Here is a 13,458-nt window from a genome sequence, read left to right as displayed (position 1 = left end):
ATGTCCCTGTGCGGGAAGCGAAAGACTACCTCAGGTCTCAGCCCCGCCTGGGCCGGTAGTCGTTGCCGCCGTTGACGAAGCCGTTGTGAACGGCGCTGGACCTGTTCGCGGCGCGGACGTGGCGTATCTCCGCACTGTGGTGCCGCTCGATCTCCTGGCCGTCGAAGTTGTGCGTACGCCGCCGCTGGCGCAGGCTCACCTTCGCGATCAGGAACACGATGGCCGCGAGGAGCAGCCCGAACACGATGAGGACCGCGTGCATGATGTGCCTCCCCCGTTCCCCCGGGTCACGGCGGCCCGCAGGACGCGTGATCTTCCACCCATTGTCGGTCACCGGCGGGGGTTGGTCCAGGCTCTCCCGCACCGGCGCGTGGCGTACGGGTCGTTGCCAGGCGGTGGGCGAGGTCGCGGCGGGAGAGCGCACCGGTCTTGCGCATGGCGCGGGCGATGTGCTGCTCCACCGTCCGGGGGGACAGGTGGAGGGTCGCGGCGATCTCGCGGTTGGTCAGCCCGGAGACCGCGAGCTGGGCCACCTCCGCCTCCCGGGGGGACAACTCGTCGGCGTGCGACGGGCGTCCGGGCGGGCGGCCCCTCTTCACCGGCCGCTGGGTGCGGAGCAGGGCCCTGACCCGTGCCGCGTCCCAGACGGCGCCCAGTTCGGTGAAGCCCCGGGCGCAGGTCTCCAGTTCGGCGACCGCCGACAGGGTGGAGAGGCAGACCGGCCCCGGAGGTTCGGCGGTGTCCCCGCCCTCGTCGGCCGGCCCGGCATCCGCTTCGGCGGCCACGAGCACACAGCGCCCGGCGCCCTCCGCGGTCAGCGCCCGGCCGTAGGGGTGAGGCATGGCCGCGTACGCGGCCGCCGCTTCCTGGTACAGCTCCGCGGCGCGCAGCAGCCGGTGCCGCTCCTCCCGGGCGAGCGCTTCCGTTTCGGTCAGGACGGCCCTGCCCCAGATCAGTGCGGCCTGGGCGGCGGGCGCGTCGCGTCCGTCGATCCCCTGGGAGAAGGCCCGGACCATGGCGTGCGCCTCGATCGTGTCGCCCGCGCGGGCCACCGCCTCCACGGCCCACGGCAGGAGTTCCGGACCCCACGTCCACACCCCCTTCTCGGCGAGGGCCGCCCAGGCTGCGCGTGCCCGGTCCGCCGCGGCTTCGATCTCCTGGCGGGCCAGGGCGAGGCGGATCGCGGCGCCGGCCGCCGTCGCGGCCAGGGGGACGGGCAGGTTCTCGGCCCGGGTGGTCCCGCGCTGGGCCAGCCAGGCCCCCGCCTCGCCCCAGTCGCCCTGGGCGAGGGCGAGCAGGCCACGTACGACGTAGGCGTCGGAGGCGAGGAACGGCATGTCGGCGGTCGCCGCGACGAAATCCTCGCACCGCTGGGCCAGGCCTGCCCACCGGCCGGTCCACCACTCCTGGAGCAGCCGTGCCCCCAGCGCCGTGTGCTCGAGGTAGGGCGCGCCGCTGCGTGCGGCCAGGTCGAGTCCTTCCGCGAGCAGGTCCTCCGCCCGGTCGTGGAAGCCGAGCCAGACCGCGGAGTTCGCGGCGTTGCACAGGCCGCGCGCGGCCTGCCGGGCGCACGCGGGGTCCGGGTCCTCGCCGGACAGCTCCCCGGCCAGTTCCCCGACCAGTTCCCACGCTCCCGGGTCGGCGCAGCTCAGGGCGAGGTCGGCCCGGTTGGCGAGGACCGCCGTGCGCATGGCCCGGTCCCCGCCGGCCTCCGTGAGGGTGACGGCCTTGGCTATCCACTCCCGGTCGGCGTCGATGTGGTTGCCCGGTACGAAGGTGCTGGACAGTGCCGCCATGGCGCGGGCGGCCAGGACCGGCCGGACCTCGCACAGTTCGGCGGCGGCGATCTCCAGCACCTGGCGCCCCTCGGGCCCCCGGCCCATCTGATTGGCGAGCATCAGGCCCAGGTCGAGCCGCAGTTCTCCGCGGACGGCCGGGGGCAGGGACGCGTCTCGCACGATCTGGGTGAGCACCTCGACGGTCTGGTCCGAGCGCAGTCCGGTCACCGCGCTGCGGGCGAGGAGCGGCGCGAGGCGGGCGCGGCTCTGCGGGGGCAGGCCGGGCGTGGCCAGGGTCCGTTCCAGCAGGGTGACGGCCTGCTGGTGCCGGCCGGCCGCGGCGGCGGCCCCGGCCGCCTTCTCGACCGCTCGGAGCCAGGTGCGGGTCTCCCCGGCCGCCCTGTGGTGTTCGGCGACGTCGGCCCAGGGCACGGGCTGCCTGCCGCGCAGCACGGCAGCCGCCCGGCCGTGCAGGTCCTGGCGGACGGGTCCCGGTACGGAAGCCCGTACGGCCGGGGCGGCCAGCGGGACGGCGAAGCCGTAGCGGCCCTCGGCCGGCTCGGCGAGGGCGGCCGTCTCCAGGGCCCGCAGCAGCGCCCTGGTCCCGGCCTCGGCTCCGAGCCCCGACACCGCGATGAGTTCGCCCCTGGGGACGGAAGCGCCGAGGACGGCGGCCGCCCAGACCACCGGCCGGTGTTCCGGGGGCAGCGCGTGCGTACGGCTCAGCACGAGTTCCGCGAGGCGGGTCGGCACACCGGCCGCCTCCACCTCGGCGGCCGTGCCGGTGAACGCGGGCTGCCGTTCCCGCAGTACGGCGAGGAGGTCGACGGCCACCTGGGGCACTCCGCCGGTGAGTTCGTGGAGTCTGCGCGCAGCCTCGGCCGTGCAGCTCCCGCCCAGCGCCTCCGCGGCGGCCCGGTGGACGCGCTCCTCGTCCCAGGGGACCAGCCGGTGCCGGAGCACGGTGAGCCGGGAGGGGTACGTCACCGGCCGACCGCCCAGCGGGAGGCCGGGTACGGGCAGTTCCTCGGGCCGGTAGGCGACGGCGGCCGCCGAGCCCGGCTCCAGCCCCCCGAGGACGCGGCGCAGCCACCGCAGTTCGTCCTCGTCGGCCCGGTGGACGTCGTCCACGAGCCACAGGGTGGGCGCCCGCCGGAGCCCGTCCTCGCCGGGAGGTCCGGCGCCGGCTCCGCACCTCCACCGCACGCGGACCGTGTGCGCCGTCCCGGGCAGGTCTGCCAGGGCCTGGAGCAGGTGGCTCTTCCCCTCGCCGGCGGCGCCCTCGACGTACAGCAGTACCGGTTCGGCACCCTCGTCGGTGAGGGCCCGGGCCAGGGGCCGCAGAGCGGGACCACGCGTCTGGATCACGGCGTCATCCTCGCTCTCGTTCATCCGGAAGGTGCGGGGACGGGCGCCCGGCACCTCGCCGCCGGTGCCCGCACCGTACCAAGGCCGTGGCGGAGGCGAGGGGGCGCCGGAGTTCAGTCCGCCCAGCCCCATTCGATGCCGTAGACGCCCGGCGCCGGCTTCGTGGGCAGCAGGTGCGTCGTATGGAGGCCGTCGAGGGCGGCGAGTTGCCGGCCGGGCTCGGCACCGAGTCGTCTGCGGTAGTGGTGCCAGCACGTCGACGGCACGGCCGACGGGTGGAAGCGGACCTGGAGCAGATAGCTCTGCAAGGGTGTGGTGACGCGGGATTCGTGCTGGTGGGAGACGCCCTCGGTCGCGGCGGTACGCAGGGTGTACTCGACCACCGCGGTCTCGTTCCTGACCAGTCGGCGGCCGAAGGGGATCTCGGCGACCACACAGTTCAGGTCCGGCCGGAACCGGGTGCGCGGGGCCGGCCCCGAGGGAGCGGTGACCTCGCACGCGTCGCCCTGCGCGCCGTCCAGAGCGTGGACGACCGTGAGGTGCCGCGCGTCGTGGTGGGCGGCCCTGACCGCGACGGTGACGCGGATCTCGTCCACGAGACGGTGCTCGTTCACGCGTACCGCCTCGTGGACGACCAGCCTTCGCAGGCCGGCGTTGAAGTGCGGGAAGGCGTCCCCGAGGGCCTGTTCGACGTCGGAGTTCTCGCCGTACAGACCGCGGACGGCGGCCGGGTCGTGGGGCGGGGCCCAGCCGCGGGGCCGGCGCCGCAGCAGGGAGCGCAGGGCGCCGCCGGGGAGACCGAGGAACGGCTCCAGGATGTCGACGGCGCGCAGGGACCGGGCCTTCTCCGGCTGGCTGCGGCCGCTCTGCCAGTAGCTGAGGGTGGCGACGCTGACGGTGATTCCGTGGGCCTCGAGGTGCTCGCGTACGTGCTCCAACGGCAGACCGCGCCGCCGCAGGGCCTCTTTGAAGGTGGTCGCGAACATCGTGTCCGGGTCGGTGGTGTGGGGGGTGTTCGCCATGGCGTCTTCCAGCGGGTGGAGGTTCTTCGGGCGGAGTCGGGCGTTCGGGGCCGGAGCGGACACGTCGCACCGGGAAGCAGCCGGGGGCCGCTCGCCCTGTCGCGCGAACGGCCCCCGGCCTTGCCTGCTGCGGACGTGCTCAGTTGGTGTTGAGCGTCAGACCGTAGTACTGGAGGGCGTCACCGAGCGGCTGGAAGTACGAGGAGCCGCGGGAGTAGACCCCGCCCGTGCACTGCTGGTTGGTCGGGCCGCCGGAGGTCATGCCCTGGGCCTGGTTGCCGGAGATGTAGGCACCGCCGCTGTCACCGCCCTCGACGCAGACGCTGGAGGCGCCCAGGCCGGTGATCACCGTGTCGGGGCCGCCGTTGAGATCGACGTACGTGACGGTGTTGTTGTACGAGGTGATCGAACCGCACGTCCAGCCCGTGGTGGCGCCGGACTTGCAGATCGCGGCACCGACGGCGGCCCGGCTGCTGCCCTTGACGGCGACCGTCCTGGTGCTGCCCTGGCCCCAGGTGCCCACCGCGGTGACGATCGAGTGGCCGGAGTTGACGGTCGCGATGCCCATGTCGACGCTGTTGCTGCCGAGCTTGTAGCGGGTGTGGTAGCCCTGGGCGAAGGCCGTTCCGTCGTAGCGCAGGGTGTTCACGACGCAGTGTCCCGCGCTCACCAGGTACTGCCTGCCGGAGCTGTCGTGGGCGCCGTAGCCGACGGAGCACCAGCCGGTGGTGTTGTTCAGCGTCATCTTGCTGCCGGGGTAGATCGCGGCCTTGGGCTCGAGCTGCTCCTGGCCGCGCACGATCTCGACGGCGGCGCCGTACTGGGCGGCCTTGGCGAGGAACGCCTTGGCGGCGGCGCCCCGGTCGTTGTTGACCTTGACGGTCACCTTGTCGGAGGCCAGGTCGACGGACCAGGAGGCGACTCCGGAGGGGACCTTCTTCGCGGCGAGGGCGTCCAGCCGGGACTTCACCTGGTCGAGCTCCGCCTGGCCTCTCGCGGGCACCCGGGCCGCGAGGCCGGCCTTCTCGACCTTGGCCGCCTCGGCCTTGTCGCCGACGTTGACGGTCAGCTTGCCGGAGGCGTCGAAGAAGGCCCCGTCGCCGGCTATGCCGCTCTTGGTGAGTGCGGCGAGCTTGGCCTGCTGGGCGTCCTGCCGGTCCAGACGGTCGATCGCGGCCTTCTCGCTCACACCGAGCGAAGCGGCCAGCGCCCGGACCATCTCGGGCTGGTAGCGGGGGGCGGGCGCCGGCTCCTGCGCCTGGGCCAGGGTCTGGGTTCCCAGGACTGCCGAGGCCGAGAGCGCGAGGCCCAGCGCTGCCATGCGGTACTTACGGGAGTTACGCACGTTGATCCCTTCTGATGGCAGCCAGAAACTCAAGGGGGGTGTACGCCGGAATGCGTGAACAACACGCCGGCGAAGGCGGTTTCTGGCTAACGGAAAGTCATCGACTCGCCGCGAACGGAACTATTGCCCAGCGATCGAAGGGATTTCAAGACGCATGCGTCGGTAATCTTTCTTAACAGGGCCTGCGGTATTCCTGTTGAACGAGAACCAAGCAAAAGGCCGTCGCCTGAAAGTGTTTCGGGGCACGCCTCGGTTCGGGCGGCGGCGCCCCGCCCGAACCGTAGAGGCAGCGGGCCCGCCGTTACATCAGGGGGGGCGGATTCACGTATACGCAGAAAACCCGGCGCGCCCGGGGGCGCAGCCGGGAGCCCGGGATACGTATAGGTGATTGACCGTTCCGGATATGAGGGGCCCGGGCCGCTTCGTACGCTGGCGGAGGCCGCCCGGCGACCGCCCGGGCATGAAGCCGAGCGGCCGCGAAGGAACGCGACCGCTCTACGGAGGAGACGGTGCCATGCCCCAGACCTACTACCAGGTCAACGTCCCCATAAGGAACTGCGGACGGCCCGAGCAGCGCGGGCTGCACATCTTCACAGGGCCCGCCGACACCTGGTCGGACGCCCTCCGCATCGCACGCGAGACCTGCGACACGGCCGCCACCGCGCAGCAGGCGGGCCACCCGCTCCCCCGCCGGCGCCCGGACGGCTGGGGAGCGCGCGGCCTGCGCCCCGGCTGGGTCTTCGACTGGGCTGCCGCGACCGTGGACGTCTGGCCGTGCGGAGGGACGAGCATGGCGCAGCATTTCTGACCGACCCGTCATTTTCTACGTATCCGTACATCGCTGCTCCGTATGGAATCGACAGCGATCCGGTCCCTAGAATTCCGACGGAGCCCGAGAGACATCCACAGATGATTTCCGTGGTTCCGGCCCGGCACGGTGCCGGTGGCTGCGAAGATCACCCTCCTCTTCGCAGCCACCGCCGCCGATCAGACCATGGGCCGCGGCGAAAAAGCCCGCCGCGGTCCATGTATCGACGCAGACGCGTGTCATCGGAACTCGTGGGTCACCGCGATCCTCCCGACGATGTGCGCGTTGAACCGGCCCAACTCCTCGGCCGGTACCCACAGTTCCAGGATGGTCCGCCCGCCCGCCTGCTGAACGGGATACCGGCGCAGGAATTCCGTTTCGACTTCGAAGCGGGTCACATAACCGACGCCACTGTGCTTGACGTTCCAGTCGCGGGCGATCCGGATCGCGTAGTCCTCGTTGACGACCGGGTAGAAGATCGGCTGCTCGGGAAGGCGAGGGGGCCAGGCGCGCCAGTCCAGGTCGCGCACCAGGGCCAGTTCCTCGGGGCCGGTGGGGCGCCACAGTGTGGTCGTGGCCTGCCGGCCGGTCACGTGCGCCCCTCCGCCTTGTTCCGCCGGGTCGTCAGCACGTTCCGGGTCCACCGCGTATCGGGGTCATCCTCCCCCAGCACGCGCACCATGTCGGCCAGGACCTCTTCGTACGCGGCCAGAGCGCCGGCCTTGTCCCCGGCTTCCCACATGTGGCCGGCGTGATTGAAGCGTGTGACGAGCACATGCGGGTCATCCGCGCCCAGCGCGTCCGTCCGGGCGGCCAACAAACGTGCGTGGACCTCCAGCGCACCGTCCGCGTCACCGAGTTCGCGCAGCCGATGAGCCTCGTGCCGGAGGCCGGCGGTCCCGGGGTCCTCCTGGCGCAACACCCGGTCCCGCACATCCAGTTCCCGGTTCGCCCGAGCCACCCAGTCCCCCCGCCGCCGCCTGCGCACCACTTCGGCAGCGCACCCGGCGGCCACCAGGGCCGCGGCGACCTTCCATCCACGTGACATACCCGTCCTCCCCGTCACACCAGAGTCTCCGGTATCGACGGCCCACACGGGTGCCCGGGTTCCCGCAACCGGTTCACTCTCCTCGGCCGCCGCTACGCCGCAAGCGGCCGCACGCCCTCGATGGTTTCGAAGATGTCGGCGTCGGTCTCCCGCTGCCACACCGGCAAGCCGTCCCAGTCGGCCACGTACCCCGGCTTCGGCTCCTCGAAGTGCTTGTACATCTGGGCCGTCCAGCACAGCGCGACGAACCGCCCCTTCTGCTCCCGCGAAAGCCGCGCCACGTGCCCGCCACTCACCTCGACGAACTGCCGCACCTGCGCGTACACGGCCCCGGCCGCGTCCCGCTCCCACTGCGGGGTCTCCTCCCACGGCGTGACGTAACCGGCCTTCGGCTCCCCGGGAAAGTGCCGCCGCACACCGGCGATCCAACTCTCCCGAAACAGCCGCGCACCCTCGGTCTGCGACATAACCACGTCTCTCCTCACAGTGTGTTGAGCACGCCGATCTCCGCACCCAGCTCCGCCACACGCCGGTCGTGACTCAAGGGTCCGAACTCGTCGCGCAGGGCTCGGAGTTTACGGGCGACGTAGCCGGACCCCGAGGTGCGCGCCAAACTGACGGCTTCATTTCCGTACGTAACCACCTGGTCGGGATCGCGGCGCTTCGCGCCGACAGCGGCCAGGTCTACGAGCACCGCCGCACGTCGCCGGTAGGACGGCCCGGACGCCAGAGCGGTCTGCTTCAACGCTGCCTGCAACGCCTGCTCCGCCAGGTCCAAGCGCCCAAGCTGGACGTAACGCGAACCCCGCTCCTCCATGAGGCGCGCGCCGTCGAACCTGAGCCAACCGCCACTGATGCTGCCTCCCGTCACGTCGCGTACGCGCTCTGCTTGGTCCATTGCGCGCTCGCACGCCTCCAGGTCACCGAGCCCGGCATACGCCTCGGCCTGAACCGAGGCGACCCAGTGGCGAGTCGAGAGCTGACTGTCGCCCCGCGCCGCCAGCCTCGCAGCAGCCCCGAGCATCTGCGCGGCCTGCTGATAACGACGCTCCGACATGTCGACATAGGCATGCCGAACGAGTGCGCACGCCCACAGGTCGTACGCATCGGCGTCTCTGCTGACCGATGCCGCCAAGGAGTAGGAAGCCGCCGCGTCGGCGTACCTACTGCCGTCGAACGCAACTTCACCGGCAAGCTGAAACAGATCAGCCGCTGCGTTCAACAAGGGGCGAGGACTTCCGCGTTCGCCGGCCAGCGCCTCGGTCAGATTCGTCAGCTGATCACGGACAACCGGGTAGACGGATCCCTTGGAGCGGGCCAGTTGATAGACCTGCCAGAGATGACTGTTCATGCGCGCGAAATCGGCCGGCTCTCCCCGGCGTACACCGTCCACAAGAGCCTCGGCCTCTTCCACCGGCAAGATGGTCAGAGCCCCGCTGATGGTCAGTATCCGAAGGAATTCACGGCGAATCATGTCGTCGGGGTCTCCCGCGTAGTGGGGACGTGCGGACTGGCGCCCTGCTGGCTGCCTCACTACCGCTGGTGGCGGTGACAGGAGGGCATTCAACTCCTGGGGACTGATCTCCAGCGCTGACGCAAGCCGCCGCCGCTGCGAGGGCTGCGGCTGGATCGAGTCTCTCTCCCAGCGCCCGACCGTCGTACGGTCCACGCCCACCAGCTCAGCCAGTCTTTCCTGACTGTAACCCAGCGTCCTGCGCCGTTCCGCCAACCCCATGACGCCTCCCTCACGCCGACTCCGACCGGCTCCGCGCCGTGCCCGAATCTGCATCAAGAATGCCGCAGTGGTGCCGTGGAGACCTGCGACTTCGCGCGATTTCCTGGTGTCCGACCAGGACGGATGCACGAAATCACCAAGGAGTTCGATCATGACTACGGGAAGAGGATCTTCGGCGAAGGACAGCGATGCGCGGGTGATCATGACCCTCCGCGTCTCCCGCGACTCCGGCCGGTCGTGGGGGCCGAGGACGGACGTGCGGGCGGACAACGACCGGATGCTGCCCATCGGCTCCGGCGTGCTCCCACCGTGCATGTGTCCGCGCTGCACCGACCGCCCCGCCCGCACGGCCCTGTGATGCGCTGCGCGCTCTGGCGCCGACTACCACTGTCCCTTACCGAGGAAGCGCGCCAGATGACGGCGTCGGGTTGCGTCGACGCGGCCGCGCAGTGCCAACTCCCCCGCCACACCGCCGGTCCGCACTACGCGCTCCTGGACGAGGCCGGTCCCGCCACGGCCGTGTGGCTCCGGTGGCACGACGCCGAAGTCGGACTCTGTGTCCTCCCGGACTGCCCGTCCACCGCCCCCGGGCACGACGGCGACGCCTGCTGCCTGTTCGCCGGGCACGCCGGCCGGCACACGTGGGCCGAGGCCGACAATGAACGCCATGGGCCTTTTGACGCATCTCGACCGCACGCTCGATGAGCTGGACCCGCCGCGTTGGCCGGATCCGTCCTCCACCGCGACCCATCTGGTACGGAAGGTGCACACGCTACGGCGCGTACCGCTGCGCGATCTGCGGCCGGCGGATCTGCGGACGCTAGTCTCCCAGCAGGTGGCGCTGCCCTACGTCGTCCCGCTCGCCGTGCGCCTGTTGGTGGAGGAGCCGCTGCTCGACGCCTACTTCTACGAGGGTGACCTGCTCCTGGCCACCGTAAATGTGCCCTCGACCGTTTGGGCCCTGTTGCCGGAGTTCGCACAGCAGTTGGGTGCCGTCGCAGCGGGCCTGCCAGAGTCGGCGTACACCGATCTTCCGAGCCGGGCCGTGCAGGAGACCGGCCGCTTCGTAGCCGAACACCGCACCATCGACGGGACCGGGGCGACGGGAGGCTCGAAATAGCATCGCCGCAAGGTTCTTGCGTCCGGGCAGAGGAAGGGCAGCGTGCGATGAGTACGGCTGAGAGTTGGTCCCATGTGATGGCACTCCTTCGGCAGCACGCCCCGGCCGATCACGCGAAGTTGCCGGGGCCTGCTACGGAGCAGGTGCTCACGGCCGCCGAGGAGCGGATGGGCATATCCCTCCCTGAGGACCTGCGGACGTGGCTGTTGCAGAACAATTTGGATCTATCCGAGGAAGACTTCGATGACGACGTGGCATGTTGCGGCTTCGCCGGGTTCCCGGACGAGGGAAGCTTCTTTCTGGGCATCCGGTCGATGGAGGGGCTCTACGCGAACCATTCCATGCCCGGCGGGTTCAACCCTCCCGACGAGCCGGACAATCCGTTCTGGCGCAATGAGTGGATCCCCTTCCTGTCGGACCACGACGGCTGGATGGGAAAGTTCATCGATGTGCGGGACGGACGTGTCGGCAGTTGGTTCGTCGGTGACATCACGGTCACGGGCGAGTACGAGTCGCTGGCCCAATACTTCGACTCCGTGGCGGAGAAGCTGACGGAGATCGCCGAGGGACGCTACCCCGTCTGCCAGATCGCCGAAGGCCGACTCGTCTGGTCGTAAGGCGGTTCCCCACCCCTACGGCGGCCGTGCCGCCGCGCACGGCTGCGGGCGGGTCACCTCGGTTGAACCGGGTGACCCGCCCGCTTTCTGGTCTCTGGACGCCTGACCTGCGCCTACAACACCGGCAGCAGCGCCTTCAGTTCGAAAGCGGTGACCTCGCTGCGGTACTCCTCCCACTCCCGCTTCTTGTTGCGGAGGAAGAAGTCGAAGACGTGCTCGCCCAGCGTTTCCGCGACCAGTTCGCTCTTCTCCATCAGGGAGATCGCCTCGCCCAGGTTCTGCGGGAGGGGTTCGATGCCCATCGCGCGGCGTTCCGCGTCGGAGAGCGCCCAGACGTCGTCGTCGGCGCCGGCCGGGAGTTCGTAGCCCTCCTCGATGCCCTTGAGGCCGGCGGCGAGGAGGACCGCGTACGTCAGGTACGGGTTGGCGCCGGAGTCGATGGAGCGGACCTCGACGCGGGCCGAGCCGGTCTTGCCGGGCTTGTACATGGGGACGCGGATCAGCGCGGAGCGGTTGTTGTGGCCCCAGCAGATGTACGAGGGGGCCTCGCCGCCGGCGCCCGCGGCGCGGGAGGAGCCGCCCCAGATGCGCTTGTAGGAGTTGACCCACTGGTTGGTGACGGCGGAGATCTCCGCGGCGTGGCGGAGGAGGCCCGCGATGAAGGAGCGGCCGACCTTGGAGAGCTGGTACTCCGCGCCGGACTCGTAGAACGCGTTGCGGTCGCCCTCGAAGAGGGAGAGGTGGGTGTGCATGCCCGAGCCGGGGTACTCCGAGAACGGCTTCGGCATGAACGTCGCCTGCACGCCCTGCTCCAGCGCCACCTGCTTCATCACCAGGCGGAACGTCATGATGTTGTCGGCCGTCGACAGCGCGTCCGCGTACCGCAGGTCGATCTCCTGCTGGCCGGGCGCGCCCTCGTGGTGGCTGAACTCGACCGAGATGCCCATGGATTCGAGCATCGTGATCGCCTGGCGGCGGAAGTCCATGCCGACGTTCTGCGGGGTGTGGTCGAAGTAGCCGGAGCTGTCGGCCGGGGTGGGCCGGGTGCCGTCGACCGGCTTGTCCTTCAGCAGGAAGAACTCGATCTCCGGGTGGGTGTAGAAGGTGAAGCCCAGGTCCGAGGTCTTGGCCAGGATGCGCTTGAGCACGAAGCGCGGGTCCGCGAAGGACGGTGAGCCGTCCGGCATGAGGATGTCGCAGAACATCCGGGCCGTGCCCGGTGCCTCCGCGCGCCACGGCAGGATCTGGAACGTCCCCGGGTCCGGCTTGGCGATCATGTCCGACTCGTAGACGCGCGCGAAGCCCTCGATCGCGGAGCCGTCGAAGCCGATGCCCTCGTCAAACGCCTGTTCCAGCTCGGCCGGTGCCACCGCCACGGACTTCAGGTACCCGAGGACATCGGTGAACCACAGCCGTACGAACCGGATGTCGCGCTCCTCAAGGGTCCTGAGGACGAATTCCTGCTGCTTGTCCATAGCCACATCCTTGCAGTTCAGACGGTCCGTGCTCCACCTCCCGGGGCTGGGGAGAGACTCCAGTATCACGACCCCGGATTTCCCCCAGATTACGCACCCGACGTGACATGGAGCACTCGGCCACCCACTACGATCGGCGGCCGTGGTGTGTACGGGCGGGAACCGCCCCGTCACCCCGAGCCGCCGCTCCCCGTCCCCTTCGCAGAAGGACCACACGACATGAGCTACGACCGCAGGGCCCGCATAGAGCAGATGCGCAACGCCGACCGGGCGCGGGACCGCCGCAACCGGATTCTGGCCGTGAGTCTCAGCGCCGTCGTCGTCGCCGGGCTCGTCGCCTTCGGTTCGTACACGATCCTCGACAAGGAGTCCGACGGCTCGGACAGTTCGATGGTCGCCGACGGGAAGGGCGGCACGCCTTCCGCCGGCGAGAAGGACGAGAACCTGGCCACCGGGCCGATCAAGGGCGAGAAGTCCTGGGACGCGAAGAAGCTCACCCGCAACCATGTGACGGACGACGTCCACTACCCCATGAAGCCGCCGGTCGGCGGGGACCACAACCCGGTCTGGATGAACTGCGACGGCGAGGTCTACAAGAAGCCGATCCCCGACGTGAACGCCGTGCACGCCCTGGAGCACGGTTCGGTCTGGGTGACGTACACCGACGACGCGCCCGCCGCCGACCTGGCGAAGCTCGCCGACCGGGTCTCCAGCACGCCGTACTCGCTCATGAGCCCCTACAAGGACCAGGCCGGTGCGATCATGCTGACCGCCTGGGGCAAGCAGGTCACCGTCGACGGAGCGGACGACCCGCGCGTGGCGCAGTTCTTCGCGCATTACGTGCAGGGGCCGCAGACCCCCGAGCCGGGTGCCGCCTGCACGGGCGGCCTCGACGGCTCCTGACCCGGGCCGCGGCGACGGAGCGCCCGGAAAGTTCCCTCGTGTCGTAAATACACCCGAATGGGCTATAGCGGTCGCATCCCCCGAACGGGCCCATGACGATGGGTTCGCTCGGGGATGTTCGTACGGCCGCCCCTCGGTACGCAGGAGGAATCTCAATGATGAAGTCAAGCCGTCTGCGTGACCGGTGGGGCGGAGGTGAACAGCCTCTTGTCACGCAGCATCGCCCAGAGCACGTCGAC

The 13,458-nt window shown here is 70.3% G+C and carries 13 protein-coding genes; 4 read left to right on the top strand and 9 right to left on the bottom strand.

Annotation, left to right across the window (positions count from 1 at the left end):
- Positions 1 to 37: 37 nt before the first annotated feature.
- The 4 genes from ACFUJY_RS31495 to ACFUJY_RS31480 form a co-directional block, all read right to left on the bottom strand.
- Complete coding sequence (locus ACFUJY_RS31495; RefSeq protein ID WP_383305900.1) at positions 38 to 262, bottom strand: hypothetical protein; 225 nt, start codon at positions 260 to 262, stop codon at positions 38 to 40.
- Between the two features lie 25 nt (positions 263 to 287).
- Positions 288 to 3,146, bottom strand: coding sequence for a LuxR C-terminal-related transcriptional regulator (locus ACFUJY_RS31490; protein WP_383305898.1), 2,859 nt, complete (start codon positions 3,144 to 3,146; stop codon positions 288 to 290).
- A 113-nt stretch (positions 3,147 to 3,259) separates the two neighbouring features.
- Positions 3,260 to 4,168, bottom strand: a complete 909-nt coding sequence (locus ACFUJY_RS31485) for a hypothetical protein (protein ID WP_383305896.1) — start codon at positions 4,166 to 4,168, stop codon at positions 3,260 to 3,262.
- A gap of 139 nt (positions 4,169 to 4,307) precedes the next feature.
- Positions 4,308 to 5,489, bottom strand: coding sequence for a S1 family peptidase (locus ACFUJY_RS31480; protein ID WP_383306037.1), 1,182 nt, complete (start codon positions 5,487 to 5,489; stop codon positions 4,308 to 4,310).
- A 538-nt stretch (positions 5,490 to 6,027) separates the two neighbouring features.
- Here ACFUJY_RS31480 and ACFUJY_RS31475 point away from each other — a divergent pair.
- On the top strand, positions 6,028 to 6,321 hold the full coding sequence (locus tag ACFUJY_RS31475; RefSeq protein WP_383305894.1) for a hypothetical protein: 294 nt from the start codon (positions 6,028 to 6,030) through the stop codon (positions 6,319 to 6,321).
- Positions 6,322 to 6,560: 239 nt separating this feature from the next.
- Here ACFUJY_RS31475 and ACFUJY_RS31470 read toward each other — a convergent pair whose 3' ends face one another.
- The 4 genes from ACFUJY_RS31470 to ACFUJY_RS31455 form a co-directional block, all read right to left on the bottom strand.
- The gene (locus ACFUJY_RS31470) at positions 6,561 to 6,914 is read right to left on the bottom strand and encodes a hypothetical protein (RefSeq protein WP_383305892.1); all 354 of its coding nucleotides are present in this window, start codon (positions 6,912 to 6,914) and stop codon (positions 6,561 to 6,563) included.
- The gene (locus ACFUJY_RS31465; RefSeq protein ID WP_383305890.1) at positions 6,911 to 7,369 is read right to left on the bottom strand and encodes a tetratricopeptide repeat protein; all 459 of its coding nucleotides are present in this window, start codon (positions 7,367 to 7,369) and stop codon (positions 6,911 to 6,913) included. Before ACFUJY_RS31465 ends, ACFUJY_RS31470 begins: the two co-directional genes overlap by 4 nt.
- 92 nt (positions 7,370 to 7,461) lie before the next feature.
- Entirely contained in the window at positions 7,462 to 7,836 is a 375-nt protein-coding gene (locus ACFUJY_RS31460; protein WP_383305888.1) for a hypothetical protein, read from the bottom strand.
- 14 nt (positions 7,837 to 7,850) lie between these two features.
- Positions 7,851 to 9,104, bottom strand: coding sequence for a helix-turn-helix transcriptional regulator (locus ACFUJY_RS31455; protein WP_383306035.1), 1,254 nt, complete (start codon positions 9,102 to 9,104; stop codon positions 7,851 to 7,853).
- A 667-nt stretch (positions 9,105 to 9,771) separates the two neighbouring features.
- Between ACFUJY_RS31455 and ACFUJY_RS31450 the strand changes: the two genes are divergently transcribed.
- Positions 9,772 to 10,224 (top strand): contact-dependent growth inhibition system immunity protein, encoded by a 453-nt coding sequence (locus ACFUJY_RS31450; RefSeq protein ID WP_383305886.1) that lies wholly within the window; start codon positions 9,772 to 9,774, stop codon positions 10,222 to 10,224.
- Positions 10,225 to 10,271: 47 nt separating this feature from the next.
- Positions 10,272 to 10,841 (top strand): SMI1/KNR4 family protein, encoded by a 570-nt coding sequence (locus ACFUJY_RS31445; protein ID WP_383305884.1) that lies wholly within the window; start codon positions 10,272 to 10,274, stop codon positions 10,839 to 10,841.
- A gap of 113 nt (positions 10,842 to 10,954) precedes the next feature.
- Here ACFUJY_RS31445 and glnA read toward each other — a convergent pair whose 3' ends face one another.
- Positions 10,955 to 12,316 (bottom strand): type I glutamate--ammonia ligase, encoded by a 1,362-nt coding sequence (glnA, locus tag ACFUJY_RS31440; protein ID WP_018103490.1) that lies wholly within the window; start codon positions 12,314 to 12,316, stop codon positions 10,955 to 10,957.
- A gap of 219 nt (positions 12,317 to 12,535) precedes the next feature.
- Between glnA and ACFUJY_RS31435 the strand changes: the two genes are divergently transcribed.
- On the top strand, positions 12,536 to 13,219 hold the full coding sequence (locus ACFUJY_RS31435; RefSeq protein WP_383305881.1) for a DUF3105 domain-containing protein: 684 nt from the start codon (positions 12,536 to 12,538) through the stop codon (positions 13,217 to 13,219).
- Positions 13,220 to 13,458 lie beyond the last annotated feature (239 nt).

Origin of the sequence: Streptomyces sp. NPDC057249 (assembly GCF_042669245.1) — a bacterium.
In the GTDB taxonomy this organism is placed as follows: Bacteria; Actinomycetota; Actinomycetes; order Streptomycetales; family Streptomycetaceae; genus Streptomyces.
Note: the sequence above shows the minus strand (reverse complement) of the source record. Positions and strands in the feature narration are given on the sequence as shown.